This is a genomic window from Mesorhizobium sp. M1B.F.Ca.ET.045.04.1.1, assembly GCF_003952465.1.
GTDB lineage: Bacteria > Pseudomonadota > Alphaproteobacteria > Rhizobiales > Rhizobiaceae > Mesorhizobium > Mesorhizobium shonense.
The window spans coordinates 5,115,635-5,134,431 of sequence record NZ_CP034448.1; the positions used below are offsets into that span (position 1 = coordinate 5,115,635).

An 18,797-nucleotide genomic window follows, 5' to 3' on the forward strand; every position below is an offset into this window, starting at 1 on the left:
CTAGGACATGCCGATCGAAATTCTCATGCCCGCGCTCTCGCCGACGATGGAAGAGGGCAATCTTTCCAAATGGCTGAAGAACGAAGGCGACAAGGTCGTCGCCGGTGACGTGATCGCCGAGATCGAGACCGACAAGGCAACGATGGAAGTCGAAGCCGTCGACGAAGGCACGCTTGCCAAGATCGTGGTTCCCGCCGGCACCGAAGGCGTCAAGGTCAACGCGGTGATAGCCGTGCTTGCGGTCGACGGTGAGGACGTCGACAAGGCCGGCGAAGGCATTGGCGAAGAGGCTGCTAAGACTGAACCAGCCGCGCCGGCGCCGGCCGCGGCCAAGAGCGAGGCTGCGGCGCCTGTCGCGGCCGCGCCGAAGACGGAAGTTGCCGCCGATCCGGATATCCCCGCCGGCACCGAGATGGTCTCGACCACAGTGCGCGAAGCGCTGCGCGACGCCATGGCCGAAGAGATGCGCCGCGACGGCGATGTCTTCGTCATGGGTGAGGAGGTCGCCGAATACCAGGGCGCCTATAAGATCACGCAAGGCCTGCTGCAGGAGTTCGGCCCCCGTCGCGTCGTCGACACGCCGATCACCGAGCACGGCTTTGCCGGCGTCGGCGTCGGCGCGGCGATGGCGGGCCTGAAGCCGATCGTCGAGTTCATGACCTTCAACTTCGCCATGCAGGCGATCGACCAGATCATCAATTCCGCCGCCAAGACGCTCTATATGTCCGGCGGCCAGATGGGAGCGCCGATCGTCTTCCGCGGGCCGAACGGCGCGGCGGCACGCGTCGCCGCGCAGCACTCGCAGTGCTACGCCGCCTGGTACAGCCATATCCCGGGTCTGAAGGTGGTGATGCCGTATACGGCCGCCGATGCCAAGGGCCTGCTCAAGGCGGCGATCCGCGATCCCAACCCGGTCATCTTCCTCGAGAACGAAATCCTCTACGGCCACTCCTTCGACGTGCCGAAGCTCGACGATTTCGTGCTGCCGATCGGCAAGGCCCGCATCCACAAGCAGGGCAAGGACGTCACCATCGTCTCCTTCGGCATTGGCATGACCTATGCCGTCAAGGCGGAAGCCGAGCTGCGCGGCATGGGTATCGACGCCGAGATCATCGATCTCAGGACCATCCGGCCGCTCGATTTCGATACCGTCATCGCCTCGGTGAAGAAAACCAACCGACTGGTTGTGGTGGAGGAAGGCTTCCCGCAGAGCTCGGTCGGCGACCATATCGCCAGCCAGGTGTCGCAGCGCGCCTTCGACTTCCTCGACGCGCCGGTCATCACCATCGCCGGCAAGGACGTACCGATGCCGTATGCGGCGAACCTTGAGAAGCTCGCCCTGCCCAATGTCGGCGAGGTCGTCGAGGCGGTCAAAGCCGTCACCTATCGCTGAGCCGGTCGGGAGGACAACATGCCAATCAACATCACCATGCCGGCGCTCTCTCCGACAATGGAAGAGGGCAATCTCGCCAAGTGGCTGGTCAAGGAAGGCGACAAGGTTTCGCCCGGCGACGTGATCGCCGAGATCGAGACCGACAAGGCGACGATGGAAGTCGAGGCGGTCGATGAAGGCACCGTCGCCAAGCTCGTCGTTCCGGCCGGCACCGAAGGCGTCAAGGTCAACGCGGTGATCGCCATCCTGGCCGGTGAGGGCGAGGATGCCAGTGCCGCTGCGAAAGCCGACGGCGGCGCGGCGCCCAAGGCAGAAGCGCCGAAAGCGGACGCTCCGAAGGCCGAAGCGCCCAAGGAAGCGCCGAAGCCGGCCGCCGCAGCCCCAGCGCCGGCGAAGGCCGAGCCCGCTCCTGTCGCCAACGGCCATGCCGGCGGTGAACGCGTGTTCGCGTCGCCGCTTGCGCGCCGCATCGCCAAGGACGCCGGGGTCGACGTCGGGGCGCTGTCCGGTTCCGGTCCGCATGGCCGCGTGGTGAAGATTGACGTCGAGGCGGCGATTGCCTCTGGCGGTGCCAAGGCTGCGCCTGCCGCCAAGGCGCCCGCGGGTGCGCCGGCAGCAACCCCTTCGGCCAAGCCGATGTCGGACGACCAGGTGCTGAAGCTGTTCGCCGAGGGCTCCTACGAGCTCGTCCCGCACGACAATATGCGCAAGACCATCGCGCGCCGCCTGGTCGAGGCCAAGAGCACCATCCCGCATTTCTATCTGACGCTCGACTGCGAGCTGGACGCGCTCTTGGCGCTGCGCACGCAACTCAATGCGGCAGCGCCGATGAAGAAGACCGAGAAGGGCGAGGTTCCAGCCTACAAGCTCTCGGTCAACGACATGGTGATCAAGGCGATGGCCATGGCGCTGATGGCGGTGCCGGACGCCAACGCCTCCTGGACCGACAGCGCCATGGTCAAGCACAAGCATGCCGATGTCGGGGTCGCGGTGTCGATCCCTGGTGGCCTGATCACGCCGATCATCCGCCACGCCGACGAAAAGACGCTGTCCGTCATCTCCAACGAGATGAAGGACCTGGCGAGCCGCGCCCGCAGCCGCAAGCTGAAGCCCGAAGAGTATCAGGGCGGCACCACGGCCGTCTCCAATCTCGGCATGTTCGGCGTCAAGGACTTCGCCGCCGTCATCAATCCGCCGCATGCGACGATCCTGGCGGTCGGCGCCGGCGAGCAGCGGGCAGTGGTGAAGAATGGCGAGATCAAAATCGCCACCGTCATGTCGGTGACGCTGTCCACCGATCACCGTGCGGTCGACGGCGCGCTCGGCGCCGAGCTGCTCGGCGCCTTCAAGCGCATGATCGAAAACCCGATGGGCATGCTGGTCTAGAAAGGAAGAGAGGCGGTGCGGAAGTTCTTCACCAGCCTTTTCGCCTTCCTCCTTTCCGGTCTGGCCGGCGGGCTGGTCGTTCAAGAACTGGCCGTGCTTACCGGTGCGACCGAGGAATACATTCTGGTCTTCGCTGCGACGGTGATGATCATCATCGTCGTGACGATCGCCTTCTTCCTGGTCCAGTTCCGGGCCGAGCCGGTCCGGGCCGTCGACCGGATGCTGTGGTGGCTGCTCGCGATCTTCGCGATCATTCTGGTTGCGCTCGCCGGCTGGACGTTTTCGGCGCCGGCCGAGAAACGGGCGGTCGCAAGTAACCTGTCGATCGTTGCCGGGCTGATCATGCCCAGCGTCGTGGCGATCATCGTGCAATGGCTTTTCGTGCGCTGGCGGCTCAGGCGCCCGGCGGCAGGGTTCGGCAGAGGTGGGACAAGCGCATGAAGACAATTCTCTGCTATGGCGACTCGCTGACCTGGGGCTACGACGCCGCCAGCCTTGGCCGCCATGCGCTCGAGGAGCGCTGGCCGAGTGTGCTGAAAGCGGCGCTGGGCGACGGCATCGAGGTCATCGCCGAAGGGTTGAACGGCCGCACCACCGCTTTTGACGATCACCTCGCCGGTGCTGATCGGAATGGGGCGAGGACGCTGCCGACGGTCCTGACCAGCCACGCCCCGCTCGACCTGATCATCTTCATGCTCGGTGCCAACGACATGAAGCCGTGGATCCACGGCAATCCGGTCGCCGCCAAGCAAGGCATGCAGCGCCTGATCGATATCGTGCGCGGCCACGACTATCCGTTCGACTGGCCGGCGCCGCAGATTCTCGTCGTCGCGCCGCCCGCGGTGACGCGCACTGACAATGCCGAGTTCAAGGAAATGTTCGCCGGCGGCGACGACGCCTCGAAGCGGCTGGCGCCGCAATATTCCGCGCTTGCCGACGAGGCCGGCTGCGGCTTCTTCGACGCCGGCACCGTGGCGACGACCACGCCGCTCGACGGCGTCCATCTCGATGCGGAAAACACGCGCCGGATCGGCCAGGCGCTCGCCCCGCTCGTGCGCGTGATGCTCTCACTCTAACCCCCAGAAAGATCAGGGAGAAAAACCCGTGGCTGAGAACTACGACGTCATCATCATCGGCTCTGGCCCTGGCGGCTATGTCACGGCGGTGCGTTCCGCCCAGCTCGGCTTCAAGACGGCGATCGTCGAGCGCGAGCATCTCGGCGGCATCTGCTTGAACTGGGGCTGCATCCCGACCAAGGCGCTGCTGCGCTCGGCCGAGATCATGCACTTTTCCGATCACCTCAAGGATTATGGGCTGAAGCTCGACGGCAAGGTCAGCCCCGATACGGCCGCCGTCGTCGACCGCTCGCGCAAGGTGTCGCTGCGGCTGAACGGCGGCGTCGGCTTCCTGATGAAGAAGAACAAGGTCGACGTCATCTGGGGTGAAGCGAAGCTTTCCAAACCCGGCGAGATCGTCGTTTCCAAGACCGCCAAGAAGCCGATGGAACCGCAGCCGCCTGTGCCGAAAGGCGTAAAGGGCGAGGGCACCTACACCGCCAAGCACATCATCCTGGCGACCGGCGCCAGGCCGCGGGCTTTGCCCGGCATCGAGCCGGACGGCAAGCTGATCTGGACCTATTTCGAGGCGATGGTGCCGAAGGAGATGCCGAAGTCGCTGCTGGTGATGGGCTCGGGCGCCATCGGCATCGAGTTCGCCTCCTTCTACCGCACCATGGGCGCCGACGTGACGGTGGTCGAGCTTCTGCCTGCGGTGATTCCGGTCGAGGATGCCGAGGTCTCGAAATTCGCGCAAAAGCAGTTCGAGAAGCAGGGAATGAAGATCCTGCTCGAGGCCAAGGTGACCAAGGTCGAGAAATCAGCCAACTCGGTCACCGCGCATGTCGAGATGAAGGACGGCAAGGTCGAAAAAATCACCGCCGACCGCATGATCTCGGCCGTCGGCGTGCAGGGCAATATCGAGGGCCTCGGCCTCGAAGCGCTCGGCGTGAAGACCGAGCGCGGCTGCGTCGTCGTCGACGGCTACGGCAAGACCAACGTGCCGGGCATCTACGCCATCGGCGACGTGGCGGGGCCGCCGATGCTTGCCCACAAGGCCGAGCACGAGGGTGTGGTCTGCATCGAAAAGATCGCCAATTTCCCCGGCGTGCATGCCATCGACAAGCTGAAGATCCCGGGCTGCACCTATTGCAGCCCGCAGGTCGCCTCGGTCGGGCTGACGGAAGCGAAGGCCAAGGCCGAAGGCAAGGACATCCGCGTCGGCCGCTTCCAGTTCGGCGCCAACGGCAAGGCCATCGCGCTCGGCGAGGATCAGGGTTTCATCAAGACCATCTTCGATAAGAAGACCGGGCAGCTTCTCGGCGCGCATATGGTGGGCGCCGAGGTGACCGAGCTCATCCAGGGCTTCGTCGTGGCGATGAACCTGGAGACAACCGAGGAAGAGCTGATGCACACGATCTTCCCGCATCCGACGCTGTCGGAGATGATGAAGGAAAGCGTGCTTGACGCCTATGGCCGCGCTTTGAACGCATGATAAATCGCCAATCGGTGATAGATTGGCTGCGCGAGACTCATATTCGGCAGCCGGAGAATCCTGACGGCAGGGCCGCCCATATCCGGATGCATGTTCACCTGGCACAGGAGGAGTTGGCATATGCACTTGAATGGCGTCGGCTGGATCGCAGCCATCATCATCGGAGGCCTGGCGGGCTGGCTCGCCGAGATGGTCATGAAGAGCAACACCGGCATCTTCATGAACATTATCATGGGCATCGTCGGCGCGGTCGTGCTGAATGCGATCCTGCAGGCTCTCAACATCCAGTCTTTTGGCGTCGGCTGGGTGGCCTACCTGATCACCGGCTTCATCGGCGCCTGCCTGCTGATCTTCGTTGGGAGGCTCGTGCGCCGCTGAGCCGCGTGAACAAACCGCTATGCGAAAATGGCCGTGGCGGCATGCGCCGGCGCGGCCTTTTTCTTTGCTCCGAAAAGTCCTAGATGACGAAAGACAGGCGGCCGCGACACCGGCGGCCGCGAAGGGTTTGAGATGGTCACTGTTCTCGACACGATCGCCAATGCGCCGCATCCGCGGCATCCCGAAAAGGCGCACAGGCCGGACCAGGAAGTGCTGCGCAAGCCGGACTGGATTCGCGTCAAGGCGCCGGTTTCCAAGGGCTATGCCGAGACGCGAGAGATCGTGAAGTCGCACAAGCTGGTGACGGTGTGCGAAGAGGCCGGCTGCCCGAACATCGGCGAATGCTGGGACAAGAAGCACGCCACCTTCATGATCATGGGCGAGATCTGCACCCGCGCCTGCGCCTTCTGCAACGTCGCCACCGGCATCCCGACCGCGCTCGATCCGGATGAGCCCGCGCGCGTCGCCCATGCGGTCAAGCAGATGGGCCTCAGCCACGTCGTCATCACCTCGGTCGACCGCGACGACCTCGCCGATGGCGGCGCGCAGCACTTTGCCGACGTCATCCATGCGATCCGCGCGGCCGCCCCTTCGACCACGATCGAGATCCTGACGCCAGACTTCCTGCGCAAGGACGGCGCGCTCGAAATCGTCGTCGCCGCCAGGCCCGACGTCTTCAACCACAATCTCGAAACCGTGCCGTCGAACTACCTGACGGTCAGGCCAGGCGCCCGCTACTTCCATTCGATCCGGCTGCTGCAGCGGGTCAAGGAACTCGACCCGTCGATCTTCACCAAGTCTGGCATCATGGTCGGCCTCGGCGAGGAGCGGAACGAGGTCCTGCAGCTCATGGACGACCTGCGCTCGGCCAACGTCGACTTCATGACCATCGGCCAGTATCTGCAGCCTTCGAAGAAGCACCATCCGGTGATCCGCTTCGTCACGCCGGAGGAATTCAAGTCCTTCGAGACGGTCGGCAAGGCCAAGGGTTTCCTGCTGATGGCGTCGAGCCCGCTGACGCGCTCCTCGCATCATGCCGGTGAGGATTTCGCCAGGCTGCGCGCGGCGCGTGAGGCGCAGCTCAAGAAAGCCGGCTGACCGGTTAGATGCCGAAATTCGAAGCCACTCGCCGCGTTGCCCACACGCCGGAAGAGATGTTCGCGCTGGTGGCCGACATCGAGACCTATCCGCAGTTCCTGCCGCTCTGCGAGGCGCTGACGGTACGCTCGCGCAAGGAACGCGACGGCCGCACCATCCTCGTCGCCGACATGAGCATCGGCTACAAGGCGATCCGCGAGACTTTTACGACCCAGGTGCTCCTGAAACCCGACGAGAACGCCATCGACGTCAAATACATCGACGGCCCATTCAAATATCTCAGCAATATCTGGCGCTTCGACCCGGCCGAAGGCGGCTGCGAGGTCCACTTCTTCATCGACTACGAGTTCAAGAGCCGCATCCTCGGCGCGCTGATGGGCACGATGTTCGACCGTGCCTTCCGCATGTTTTCCGAAGCCTTCGAGAAACGCGCCGACGTGATCTACGGCGCAAAGCTGGCCTGATCTTCACCCCGCCGGATCTTCGCCAAACGTGCGCAACCCTAGTTGCAGCGCATGCCGCACCGTCTCGTGACGTATAAACTCGCGGCCCTTGTGGCCAAACAACTGGCGCTCGGCAACCACCGGCTGACCGGCAAGTGCTATCCCGAACCAGACGAGGCCAACCGGCTTTTCCGCCGAACCGCCGCTTGGACCGGCAATGCCGGTGACGGCAAGGGAGAGGCTCGCGCGCGAATGCGCCAGCGCGCCGGCCGCCATCTCGAGCACCGTCTCTCGCGAGACGGCGCCATGCGCGTCGAGCGTTGCGGCGGAGACGCCAAGCATCTCCATCTTGGCTTCGTTGGAATAGGTGATGAAGCCACGGTCGACCACGGCGGAAGAGCCGGCAATGTCGGTCAGTGCTGCAATGATCATGCCGCTGGTGCAGCTTTCGGCCGTCGCCAGCATGATGCCGCGTTGCTGGCAGGCCTTGAGCAGGGCGTTTGCGAGTTCTGCGTTGCTCATGCCGGCACATCTCCCGGATAGACGACGCTGGCGGTGGCGATGGCCGCTATGCCTTCGCCGCGCCCGACAAAGCCGAGCTTTTCGTTGGTCGTCGCCTTGATCGAAATGCGCTCCGGCGCAATGCCGAGCATCGAGCTAAGCGCCGCCGTCATCGCCGCGCGGTGCGGCCCGACGCGCGGCGCCTCGCAGATCAGCGTGACGTCGGCATTGGCGATGCGCCCGCCACGCTCGCGCACCAGCTTTGCGGCATGTTCGACGAAGATCTTCGAGGCGGCACCCTTCCACTGCGGATCCGACGGCGGGAAATGCGTGCCGATATCGCCGGCGCCGCAGGTGGCGAGCAGCGCGTCGGTGAGGGCATGAAGGCCAACATCGGCGTCCGAATGGCCGGAGAGTTTTCGGTCATACGGGACGGCGACGCCGCACAGCGTGACATGGTCACCGGGCTCGAAGGCGTGCACATCGTAGCCATTGCCAGTGCGGATGTCCGGAAAGCGCGGCAGCGCGCTGGAAAGCCGCTGGTCGGCCATCGCGATATCCCTTGCCCAGGTGAGTTTGATGTTGTCCGGCGAGCCGGTGACGATCTTGACCGGAATATGCGCCCATTCGGCGATGGCAGCATCGTCGGTGAATTCGGTCTTGCCCAGATGATGTGCCTTCTCATGCGCGGCGAGCAGAGGCCAGAATGGAAAGCCTTGCGGCGTCTGCGCGGCATGAAGACCGGCCCTCGAAACCGTCTCCTCGATCATGCCCGTTGCCGATTCCCGTTTGAGCGTGTCGGCGACGGGCAGCGCGGGCAGGGCCCCCTGGCGCTCGCCGATGGCTTCAATGGTGCGGTCGATCAGCCCGGCATCGACGAACGGGCGCACCGCGTCATGCACCAGCACCTTTGCCGGCGCCTGGTCTCTCAGCGCCAACAGCCCGAGACGGACGGACGCCTGGCGGGACGGACCGCCTGTGACAGCAAGCACCCGTCCGGCAATGGCTCCCGCCGCGCGGTCAAAAAGCTCGCGGTCATCGGCATGAATCGCCACGACCACCGGTCCGACACTGGGATGCGACAGGAATCGCTCCAGCGTGTGCGCGATGACGGCGCGGCCGCCGATGCGCTGATACTGCTTCGGTCCGTCGGCCTGCCCGGCGCGCGCGCCGCGGCCGGCGGCGACGATGACCACGCCGACCTTGCCGTCCGCGTCCTGTTTTTCACTTGCGTCAGTCATGGCGAGAGGCTTAGTCGCGGCTCGAAGGGAAGGCCAGCATTTTCCAAAATGCGCCTTAATGTGACGTCATTGCGCGTTGCACAATGACTTGCATCTGGCTAGAGAATGTGCAGCAATCGTACATGCTTGGTTTTTGTGCATGCCTGAACTGACCACTTTGGCTTCGCTGCTCGACATCGGCGGTGCGAGGATCCGCAACCGCGTGTTCCTTGCGCCGATGTCCGGCATTACCGACGAGCCGTTTCGGCGGCGCGCATATGCGCATGGCGCCGGGCTGGTCGTGTCGGAGATGGTGGCGAGCGGCGAACTGGCCAAGGGCAGGGCCGGCTGCGACCTGCGCATCCGCCATTCCGGGCTGCCTGTCCACATGGTGCAGCTCGCCGGCCGTGAGGCCGCGCATATGGCCGAAGGCGCCCGAATCGCGGCGGGCGAGGGCGCCGACATCATCGACATCAACATGGGCTGCCCGGCGAAGAAGGTGACGGGCGGCTATGCCGGCTCGGCGCTGATGCGCGATCTCGATCACGCGTTGTCGCTGATCGAGGCGGTGGTCGGCGCGGTCGCGGTGCCGGTGACCGTCAAGATGCGGCTCGGCTGGGACGAAAGCGGGCTCAACGCGCCGATTTTGGCGCGCCGCGCGGAAGAGGCCGGCGTCAAGATGGTGACCGTGCATGGCCGCACACGCTGCCAGTTCTATCAGGGCAAGGCCGACTGGCGCGCGATCGCGCGCGTCAAGCAAGCGGTCTCGATCCCCGTGGTGGCCAATGGCGATGTCGGCTCGCCGCAAGAGGCGGCCACAATCCTGGAGCAGTCGGGCGCCGACGCAGTGATGATCGGCCGCGCCCATTACGGCGCGCCGTGGATCGCGGGCAGCATCGCGGCGGCCGCCGCTGGCATATCTGCGCCAGGCATTCCCGAAACGCCACAAGCGCTCGCCGACTACGCCGTTGCCCATTACGAAGACATGCTCTCGCTCTACGGCATCGAGAGCGGACTTCGCCAGGCGCGCAAACATCTCGGCTGGTATCTCGACCGGCACGCGGCCGGTGTTTCGGCGGAGCAGAGGAAGCGCGTCCTCACCTCTTTCGAGCCGGCTGAAGTCATCCTTGGATTGCGCGACGCCCTTGCCGACATTGGCATGTCGAATGAACTTCGGAGCGCGGCATGAAGGCCAGTGCCCCACAAGATGCCGACATGGCGGACGCAGCCAACATCGTGCTGAACACGATCCGCCGGCCGGTGATCATGGTCGATCCCGACGGCTTCATCACCTTCGCCAACGCGGACGCCGAAGATTTCTTCCGCTCCAGCGCCACCATGCTTGCCCGCAACACGCTCTCCAAGCTGGTGCCGTTCGGCAGTCCGCTGCTGACGCTGGTCGATCAGGTGCGCGAGCGCCGTGCGCCGGTCAACGAATACCGTGTCGATGTCTCGTCGCCGCGCCTTGGCATCGAGAAGATGGTCGACCTCTATGTCGCGCCGGTGCCGGAGTTCCCGGGCTCGGTCGTGGTTATGTTCCAGGAACGGTCCATGGCCGACAAGATCGACCGCCAGATGACGCATCGGGGTGCCGCCCGTTCCGTCACCGGCCTCGCCGCCATGCTGGCGCATGAGATCAAGAATCCGCTCTCGGGCATCCGCGGCGCCGCCCAGTTGCTCGAGTTGTCGGCCTCCGACGAGGACCGCGCGCTCACCCGGCTCATCACCGACGAGACCGACCGCATCGTGTCGCTGGTCGACCGGATGGAGGTGTTTTCCGACGAGCGTCCGATCGAGCGCTTTCCCGTCAACATCCATGTCGTTCTGGATCATGTGAAGGCGATTGCCAAGAACGGCTTTGCCAAGCGAATCAAGATTTTGGAGGAATATGATCCATCGCTTCCTCCGGTCTTTGCCAACCGTGACCAGCTGATCCAGGTCTTTCTCAACCTGGTCAAGAATGCCGCCGAGGCGATCGGCGCCGACCCACAGGGCGAGATCATGCTGTCGACTGCCTTCCGGCCGGGCATCCGCGTTTCGGTGCCAGGAACGCAGGATCGCGTTTCGCTGCCGCTGGAATTCTGCGTGCACGACAACGGCCCGGGAGTGTCAGAGGACATCCTGCCGATCCTCTTTGACCCGTTCATCACCACCAAGCCGAACGGCTCGGGCCTTGGGCTGGCGCTGGTCGCCAAGATCGTCGGCGAGCACGGCGGCATCATCGAATGCGATTCGACGCCGCGCGGAACCACGTTCCGCGTCCTGATGCCGGCCTGGAAGGAGACTTCGCCCGGCGCCGGCGACGAAGCAGAAGGAGACCGCAAATGACCGTTCGCGGCAATATTCTCGTCGCCGACGACGATGCGGCCATCCGCACCGTGCTCAACCAGGCGCTATCGCGCGTCGGCCACGAGGTGCGTGTGACCTCGAACGCTTCGACGCTGTGGCGCTGGGTGGCGGCGGGCGAGGGCGATCTCGTCATCACCGATGTGGTGATGCCGGACGAGAACGCCTTCGACATGCTGCCGCGCATCAAGAAGGCGCGGCCGGAACTGCCCGTCATCGTGATGAGCGCGCAGAACACTTTCATGACCGCCATCCGCGCTTCAGAGACAGGCGCTTACGAGTACCTGCCGAAGCCCTTCGACCTCACTGAACTGCTCAACATCGTCAACCGGGCGCTGGCCGAGCCGAAGCGGCCGAAGCTCGACTCTCGCGCCGACGAGCAGCCGGAGACGATGCCCTTGGTCGGCCGCTCGGCCGCCATGCAGGACATCTACCGCATGCTGGCGCGCATGATGCAGACCGACCTGACGGTGATGATCAGCGGCGAATCCGGCACCGGCAAGGAGCTGGTGGCGCGCGCGCTGCACGAATATGGCCGCCGCCGCGGCGGGCCGTTCGTGGCGATCAACATGGCGGCGATCCCGCGCGACCTCATCGAATCGGAGCTGTTCGGTCATGAGAAGGGCGCCTTCACCGGCGCCCAGAACCGCTCCACCGGCCGCTTCGAGCAAGCGGAAGGCGGCACGCTGTTCCTCGACGAGATCGGCGACATGCCGATGGAGGCGCAGACGCGCCTGTTGCGCGTGCTGCAGCAGGGCGAATATACGACCGTCGGCGGCCGCACGCCGATCAAGACCGACGTGCGCATCGTCGCCGCCACCAACAAGGATTTAAGGGCGCTGATCAACCAGGGCCTGTTCCGCGAGGACCTGTTCTATCGCCTGAACGTCGTGCCGCTGAGGCTGCCGGCGCTGCGCGAGCGTTCCGAGGACGTCCCCGACCTGGTGCGGCACTTCTTCAAGCAAGGCGCCAGCGAAGGCTTGCAGACCAAGCGCATTTCGGCGGGCGGCATCGAGCTGATGAAGCGCTACCCGTGGCCCGGCAATGTGCGCGAGCTGGAAAACCTGGTGCGCAGGCTGGCCGCGCTTTATTCGCAGGACGAGATCTCAGCCGAGATCATCGAGACGGAGCTCAAGACCGGCGAAAGGCCTGTGGTGCCGGGCGTCGGACCGCTCATCCCCGACGATCTGTCGATCAGCCAGGCGGTCGAGCATTTCCTGCAGCGCTATTTTGCTTCCTTCGCCGGCGAACTGCCGCCGTCGGGGCTTTACCAGCGCATCCTCGCCGAGGTCGAGTATCCGCTGGTGCTGGCGTCGATGACGGCGACGCGCGGCAACCAGATCAAGGCGGCCGAGCTTCTGGGCCTCAACCGAAACACGCTGCGCAAGAAGATCCGCGAGCTCGGCGTCAACGTCTATAAGGCCGCCAGGCAGCCCTGATTCAGCGCAACGCGCTTTGTCGGGGCTTCACCTTCTGGGGATGAGCCGGGGAAAGATTTCCGTCCCAGCCACACTTGTTGCATAATCGCCACAATGCGTTGCATACATCCGACGCTATGACCGACTCTAGACGGCGATATGGCTGCTGAGGCTCCAACACTGAACCAACCGCTTTTCAGCCGGGCCGGCGTTCGCGACGGTCGCCGGTTGCTGGCGCTGCCCGGCGTGGTCGCGATCGTGGGCGCCATGATCACGGCTGCGATCTCGTTTGCGATCCTGGTCGGCGCGACGCCGATCGCTCCGAACGCCAATACGACCTGGGCGCTGATCGCCCTCAACGCCGTCTTCGTCCTGTTCCTGATCGCGCTGGTCGCCCGCGAGGTGCGTCGCATCGTCATGGCCCGCCGGCACGGCAGGGCTGCCTCGCGGCTGCATGTGCGCATCGTCGCCATGTTCGCGCTGGTCGCCGCCATCCCGGCGATCATGGTGGCGATCATCGCCTCGATCACGCTCGATATCGGCCTCGACCGCTGGTTCGAGATCCGCACCAAGACCATCGTCAATTCGTCGCTGTCGATCGCGGATGCCTATGTCCAGGAAAACGCGCGCAACCTGCAGGGCACGACCCTGTCGATGGCCTATGATCTCGACGCCTCGCGCACGCTCTATGGGCTCGACCGCACCGGGTTCCTCGACCTCATGAACAAGGAAGCCGTCGGCCGCGGGCTGGCGCATGCGGCGCTGATCAAGCCCGACGGCTCTTTCGTCATGAGCGCCAAGACCGACGCCGACTTCGCCATGCCCGAACCGCCATCGGGCGCTGTCGAAACGGCCGCCGACGGCAAACCGGTGCTCATCGAGCCGCGCACCCGCAACATCATGGGCGCCATCGTCAAGCTGCGCGAGATCGAGGGCCTTTACCTCTATACGATCCGGCTGGTCGACCCCGAGGTGATCAGGGCGCGCCAGATCGTCAAATCCAATACTGACGAATACCGCAATCTCGAAGACAACCGCCGCACCTCCCAGGTAGCCTTCGCGCTGCGTACCTGTTCGCTGACGGCTGATCCTTCTCCTTGTTATGGGCGATACTCGGACCAGACGCGCATTTGGCGCGTGGTCTGGCTGCCGACCCGGGTTTGGGATGCTGCGCTCCCGCAGGTTCCGTTTCCGGACGCCGCCCGACGTGACAGCACCTTCGACCGTTGTTCCGCTTATGGGCTTTGCTGCGCGGGCGACCCGCACCGAGGCCCGAAAGTCTGCCAGGACGTGAGTAACTCCGATTCGCCCAGTTCAGCCGCCGTTTGCCAGTCCGACCCCTGTTCGCGACGGCCGTCGTCCTCGGCCCTCTCGCCGCAGACACCGAACCCTGCATTCCTCAGATCTCCTAGCAACCATGTTGAGATCCCGCTCCTGAGCCGCTCAAGTCGCAGCGCAACAGAGGCTTCCTATCTGTTCGGAGCCAAGAGGATGGAACTTGACGCAGTCGCAGGTTTCGGCATGAGCGACGGCGCTTCTCGAGGGTTCTGGGCTGGTCCACCCGCCCGTTGTCAATTCCGGCGCGCTCTGGCGGGGGCGGGGAAACCTTTTATTTGGTATTCCTCTCCGTGGTACTCCAGGGAGGGAGGGGCGCATGCGATCCAACCCATGCTACTCCGAAACGGTTCGCACGCTCGGCCCCGGAAGAAGACGCGTACTGCTCCCGACACAGCGAACTTTCCGAGGAAGTCGGTGCATTTCTGTCGCCGGTCCTCTGCCGGTCGATCTTGTCCCGACGGTACGCACAAGATAAGATCGTGCTCTCCGAGTCTGCCTGCCCAGCAGAGCGCGTGGTAAAAGCCCTCGCGCGGGCGCTCTCCAGTTTCGAGAAGTCGCCCGTGGGATCGCCAGTCCGATGCGACAGCGCACCAGGCTTTCTCCAGTACGCGCCTCTTGCTGAGGACGCATATCGCCAGCGCTCGGCGCCTCGTGAACTGCACGAATTCAAGTTGTTCGCTTTAGAGTCATCTCGCCGTCGAGGCAGACGCGAAGCAGCGGATGAAAGAGAATCCTATGTCGCGTTTACCGTTCGACGACATTCACGATGTCGTCCAGGCGCAGCTCTCTTTTCGGCTGGGCGGACCGTTGGCGCGGCGCTCGCCCATGAGATCAAGAATCCGCTGACGCCGATCGCAGCTCTTCGGCCGAGCGCTCGGCGGCCCGGTATGGCTCGCGCCGCGGGCAGGTCCCATGGACCTGGGATCATTCGCACGAAGCACCAGCCGCCCCTGGTCCTGCGGAGGTCTGTGATATCCTTTGGTGCGTACGCCGCGACGTCCGCTAGCCGTGCGCCAGCGCACCGTCGGCCGGCAGGAATTATGCCGGGTTCAACCCGGGCGCGCGACTGAGGCTCGGCTGGGTCGGCGACGGATTATACGCAGACCCTCGTCTTCGCCCCATCGCCCGAAGCCCGAGATGAGATCATCGGCCCGTCCGGCTCCGGCAAGGAGCTGACGGCGCGCGCCATCCACACGCTTTCGGCGCGCAAGGCAGGACCGTTCGTGACGCTGAGCGCTGCGACCATCACGCCCGAGCGCATGGAGATCGAGCTGTTCGGCACCGAATCGAACGGTACCGAGCGCAAGGTCGGCGCGCTGGAAGAGGCGCATCGCGGCATCCTCTACATCGATGAAGTCGCCGACATGCCGCGCGAGACGCAGAACAAGATCCTGCGCGTCCTGGTCGAGCAGCAGTTCGAGCGGGTAGGAGGCACCAAGCGGGTCAAGGTCGATGTCCGCATCATCTCCTCGACGGCGCAGAACCTGGAGGCGATGATCGCCGACGGCCGTTTCCGCGAAGACCTCTATCATCGCCTGGCGGTGGTTCCGGTGACGGTGCCGGGCCTTGCCGAGCGGCGCGAGGATATCCCCTATCTTGTCGACAATTTCATGAAGCAGATCGCGCGTCAGGCCGGCATCAAGCCGCGCCGCATCGGCGATGACGCTTTAGCCGTGCTGCAGGCGCATAACTGGCCCGGTAATGTCCGCCAGCTTCGCAACAATGTCGAGCGGCTGATGATCCTGGCGCGCGGCGGCGACGCAGATGCGCCGATCACCGCCGACCTTCTGCCGTCCGAGATCGGCGACGTCATGCCGCGCACGCCCAACCAGTCGGACCAGCACATCATGGCGCTTCCGCTGCGCGAGGCGCGCGAACAGTTCGAGAAGGACTATCTGATCGCCCAGATCAACCGCTTCGGTGGCAACATCTCGAAGACGGCTGAGTTCATCGGCATGGAGCGCTCGGCCTTGCACCGCAAGCTGAAGTCGCTGGGGGTGTAGCGACTATTGGCCCACCCGATTGTTCATTACGGCAGCGGCGGAATCGCCTAAGAAAGCCGGACATTTCCCCTGAGGTGTTCCATGCCGCGCATTGCCTATGTCAACGGGCGTTACGTCGCCCATGCCCAAGCCCGTGTTCATATCGAGGATCGGGGCTACCAGTTCGCCGACGGCGTCTATGAGGTATGCGAGGTGGCGCGCGGCTTTATCGTCGACATGCCGCGCCATCTTGCCCGGCTCAAGCGCTCGTTGAAGGAGTTGTCGATTGCCTGGCCGGTCTCGGAAGGCGTCCTGCCGATGCTGCTGCGCGAGGTGGTTCGCCGCAACCATGTCGTCAACGGCCTCGTCTATGTCCAGGTGACGCGCGGCGTCGCCAGTCGCGAATTCGTCTTCCCGGCAGCCGGCACCAGGTCAGCCCTGGTGATAACCGCCCGGAAAGCCGATCCCGCTGCCGCTGCCAAGCGGGTCGAGACCGGCATCAAGGTCGTCACCGTGCCTGAGAATCGCTGGGACCGCGTCGACATCAAGAGCACCGGCCTTTTGCCCAATGTGCTGGCCAAGCAGAAGGCCAAGGAAGCCGGCGCCCAGGAGGCCTGGTTCGTCGACATTGATGGCACAGTCAAGGAAGGTGGTTCGTCCAACGCCTGGATCATCACCAGGGACGGCGTTCTGGTGACGCGGCCAGCCGAGCACGGCATTCTGCGCGGCATCACCCGCACGACACTGTTCGATGTCGCCGCCAAGCTCGGTCTGAAGATCGAGGAACGCGGGTTTTCGGTCGCCGAAGCCAAGGCCGCGCGCGAGGCTTTCATCAGCTCCGCGACGACGATCGCCATGCCGGTGGTCGAGATCGACGGCGCGCCGATCGCAAACGGCCACCCCGGCTCCATGACACTTTCGTTGCGGCAGGCATTTTTGACATTGCGGAAAAAAGTCCAGCCTGATAACCGCAAAGGTGGAATGAACCTCAACTATCTCGTTCTGCTTGTCGTTTAGACGGCAAGAGGGGGTTTGCGCGCTTGACAGGTGCCGCGTAATTTGGCGCATTGGCCCGCAGACCGAAGGGGATCGGCGAAAGACAAAAACAATGGCGGAACGATCGCAAAACCTTCAGGACCTGTTCCTGAATTCAGTTCGCAAGAGCAAAAATCCACTTACCATCTTCCTCATCAACGGCGTGAAGCTGACCGGCGTCGTCACTTCGTTCGACAATTTCTGTGTGTTGTTGCGGCGCGACGGGCATTCCCAGCTCGTCTACAAGCACGCCATTTCCACGATCATGCCGAGCCAGCCGGTTCAGATGTTCGATGGCGAGGAAAGCCAGGGCGCCTGATTGGTACGTGAGAAGGACGCGGACCGCAGCGTTCGCGGAAAACAAGGACATCAGCTCGGGCCGGAAGCCAAGGATCCGACCCGGGCGGTTGTCATTGTGCCGGTGCTTACGCGTCAGCCGCGCGGCGACGATGATTCGAGCCGCCCGCGCTTGAGCCGCTCGGCCGATGCCCGCCACGACGAGGCGGTCGGCCTTGCCAGCGCCATCGATCTCAATCCGGTCCACACGGCTGTGGTCACGGTCACTGACCCGCGCCCGGCAACGCTGCTCGGCAGCGGCAAGGTGGCGGAGTTCGCCGACATCGTGAAGGAGCGCAAGGCGGAACTTGTCATCGTCGACCATCCGCTGACGCCGGTGCAGCAACGCAATCTGGAAAAAGAACTGAACGCCAAGGTGCTCGACCGCACTGGGCTGATTCTCGAAATCTTCGGCGAGCGCGCCAGGACCAAGGAAGGTACCCTTCAGGTCGAGCTGGCGCATCTCAACTACCAGAAGGGCCGGCTGGTGCGCAGTTGGACCCACCTCGAACGGCAGCGCGGCGGTGCCGGTTTTCTCGGCGGTCCCGGCGAAACGCAGATCGAATCGGACCGGCGCATCCTGCAGGACAAGATCACTAAGCTGAAGCACGAGCTGGAAACGGTTCGCCGCACACGCGACCTGCACCGGGCCAAGCGCAAGAAGGTGCCATTCCCGGTTGTAGCAATTGTCGGCTACACCAATGCCGGAAAATCGACGCTATTCAACCGTATGACCGGGGCAGGGGTATTGGCCGAGGACATGCTGTTCGCCACGCTCGACCCGACGCTGCGCCGCGTGCGGCTGCCGCATGGCACGCCGATCATCCTGTCCGACACGGTCGGTTTCATCTCGGACCTGCCGACGCATCTCGTTGCGGCCTTCCGGGCGACGCTGGAAGAGGTCGTCGAGGCCGATCTCGTGCTGCACCTGCGCGACATTTCCGATCCGGACACGGCGGCGCAGGCGGAAGATGTCGAGCGCATCCTTGGCGATCTCGGCGTCGATGCCGCCGACACCGGCCGCGTGATCGAAGTGTGGAACAAGATCGACCTGCTCGACGAAGGCAATCGCGAGCGCCTGCTTGCCGAGAGCGCCGGCGGCAAGGCGCCGCCGGTCGCGATATCGGCGGCGACCGGCGAGGGGATCGATGCGCTGAAGGCGCTTATCGAGACCCGGGTGTCGGGCGAGTTGGAAACCATGACTGTCACGCTGAGCCCGGCCCAGCTCGGCCAGGTCGACTGGCTCTATCGCAACGGCGACGTCGTCTCGCGGGCCGACAATGAGGATGGCAGCGTCACCCTCTCGTTGACGGCGACACACAGCACCCGACAAGAGATCCAGAGCCGGCTGCACCGCAGGAATCACGGCTAAG

Annotated in this window: 16 protein-coding genes and 2 pseudogenes; 16 read left to right on the plus strand and 2 right to left on the minus strand. The window is 64.3% G+C overall.

What is annotated here, in order from left to right:
- The first annotated feature begins 7 nt into the window (after positions 1–7).
- From EJ071_RS25305 to EJ071_RS25340, 8 genes are all read left to right on the plus strand, one after another.
- Positions 8–1,393 (plus strand): pyruvate dehydrogenase complex E1 component subunit beta, encoded by a 1,386-nt coding sequence (locus EJ071_RS25305; RefSeq protein ID WP_126100287.1) that lies wholly within the window; start codon positions 8–10, stop codon positions 1,391–1,393.
- An 18-nt stretch (positions 1,394–1,411) separates the two neighbouring features.
- Positions 1,412–2,779 carry a pyruvate dehydrogenase complex dihydrolipoamide acetyltransferase gene (locus tag EJ071_RS25310; RefSeq protein WP_126100288.1) on the plus strand — a complete coding sequence of 456 codons (1,368 nt, stop codon included), beginning with the start codon at positions 1,412–1,414 and terminating at the stop codon, positions 2,777–2,779.
- Positions 2,780–2,794: 15 nt separating this feature from the next.
- Positions 2,795–3,220: a hypothetical protein gene (locus EJ071_RS25315; protein ID WP_126100289.1), complete on the plus strand. Its 426-nt coding sequence runs from the start codon at positions 2,795–2,797 to the stop codon at positions 3,218–3,220.
- Positions 3,217–3,855, plus strand: a complete 639-nt coding sequence (locus tag EJ071_RS25320; protein ID WP_126100290.1) for an SGNH/GDSL hydrolase family protein — start codon at positions 3,217–3,219, stop codon at positions 3,853–3,855. Before EJ071_RS25315 ends, EJ071_RS25320 begins: the two co-directional genes overlap by 4 nt.
- A 28-nt stretch (positions 3,856–3,883) precedes the next feature.
- On the plus strand, positions 3,884–5,329 hold the full coding sequence (gene lpdA / locus EJ071_RS25325) for a dihydrolipoyl dehydrogenase (RefSeq protein ID WP_126100291.1): 1,446 nt from the start codon (positions 3,884–3,886) through the stop codon (positions 5,327–5,329).
- Between the two features lie 120 nt (positions 5,330–5,449).
- Positions 5,450–5,707, plus strand: coding sequence for a GlsB/YeaQ/YmgE family stress response membrane protein (locus EJ071_RS25330; protein WP_059188542.1), 258 nt, complete (start codon positions 5,450–5,452; stop codon positions 5,705–5,707).
- Positions 5,708–5,839: 132 nt separating this feature from the next.
- Complete coding sequence (lipA, locus tag EJ071_RS25335) at positions 5,840–6,805, plus strand: lipoyl synthase (protein ID WP_126100292.1); 966 nt, start codon at positions 5,840–5,842, stop codon at positions 6,803–6,805.
- 8 nt (positions 6,806–6,813) lie between these two features.
- Entirely contained in the window at positions 6,814–7,269 is a 456-nt protein-coding gene (locus tag EJ071_RS25340) for a type II toxin-antitoxin system RatA family toxin (RefSeq protein WP_126100293.1), read from the plus strand.
- Positions 7,270–7,272: 3 nt separating this feature from the next.
- On the opposite strand, the gene EJ071_RS25345 is transcribed toward EJ071_RS25340, so the two are convergent.
- Complete coding sequence (locus tag EJ071_RS25345) at positions 7,273–7,770, minus strand: CinA family protein (RefSeq protein WP_126100294.1); 498 nt, start codon at positions 7,768–7,770, stop codon at positions 7,273–7,275.
- Positions 7,767–8,990: a bifunctional 2-C-methyl-D-erythritol 4-phosphate cytidylyltransferase/2-C-methyl-D-erythritol 2,4-cyclodiphosphate synthase gene (locus tag EJ071_RS25350; RefSeq protein ID WP_126100295.1), complete on the minus strand. Its 1,224-nt coding sequence runs from the start codon at positions 8,988–8,990 to the stop codon at positions 7,767–7,769. Before EJ071_RS25350 ends, EJ071_RS25345 begins: the two co-directional genes overlap by 4 nt.
- Before the next feature lie 139 nt (positions 8,991–9,129).
- On the opposite strand from EJ071_RS25350, the gene dusB reads away from it, so the two are divergent.
- From dusB to hflX, 8 genes and pseudogenes are all read left to right on the plus strand, one after another.
- Positions 9,130–10,158, plus strand: a complete 1,029-nt coding sequence (dusB, locus tag EJ071_RS25355; RefSeq protein ID WP_126100296.1) for a tRNA dihydrouridine synthase DusB — start codon at positions 9,130–9,132, stop codon at positions 10,156–10,158.
- Positions 10,155–11,297: a nitrogen regulation protein NR(II) gene (locus tag EJ071_RS25360; protein WP_126100297.1), complete on the plus strand. Its 1,143-nt coding sequence runs from the start codon at positions 10,155–10,157 to the stop codon at positions 11,295–11,297. The genes dusB and EJ071_RS25360 overlap by 4 nt, the downstream gene beginning before the upstream one ends.
- Positions 11,294–12,754, plus strand: a complete 1,461-nt coding sequence (gene ntrC, locus EJ071_RS25365) for a nitrogen regulation protein NR(I) (protein ID WP_126100298.1) — start codon at positions 11,294–11,296, stop codon at positions 12,752–12,754. The genes EJ071_RS25360 and ntrC overlap by 4 nt, the downstream gene beginning before the upstream one ends.
- Before the next feature lie 138 nt (positions 12,755–12,892).
- A pseudogene (locus EJ071_RS25370) lies at positions 12,893–13,798 on the plus strand (PAS domain-containing sensor histidine kinase); the annotation flags it as partial.
- Between the two features lie 1,403 nt (positions 13,799–15,201).
- A pseudogene (locus EJ071_RS25375) lies at positions 15,202–16,074 on the plus strand (sigma-54 dependent transcriptional regulator); the annotation flags it as partial.
- 81 nt (positions 16,075–16,155) lie between these two features.
- Positions 16,156–17,070 (plus strand): D-amino-acid transaminase, encoded by a 915-nt coding sequence (locus tag EJ071_RS25380; RefSeq protein ID WP_126100299.1) that lies wholly within the window; start codon positions 16,156–16,158, stop codon positions 17,068–17,070.
- A gap of 91 nt (positions 17,071–17,161) precedes the next feature.
- Complete coding sequence (gene hfq / locus EJ071_RS25385; RefSeq protein ID WP_006202172.1) at positions 17,162–17,407, plus strand: RNA chaperone Hfq; 246 nt, start codon at positions 17,162–17,164, stop codon at positions 17,405–17,407.
- Positions 17,408–18,796 (plus strand): GTPase HflX, encoded by a 1,389-nt coding sequence (gene hflX, locus EJ071_RS25390; protein WP_126100300.1) that lies wholly within the window; start codon positions 17,408–17,410, stop codon positions 18,794–18,796. It abuts the gene before it with no gap.
- Position 18,797 lies beyond the last annotated feature (1 nt).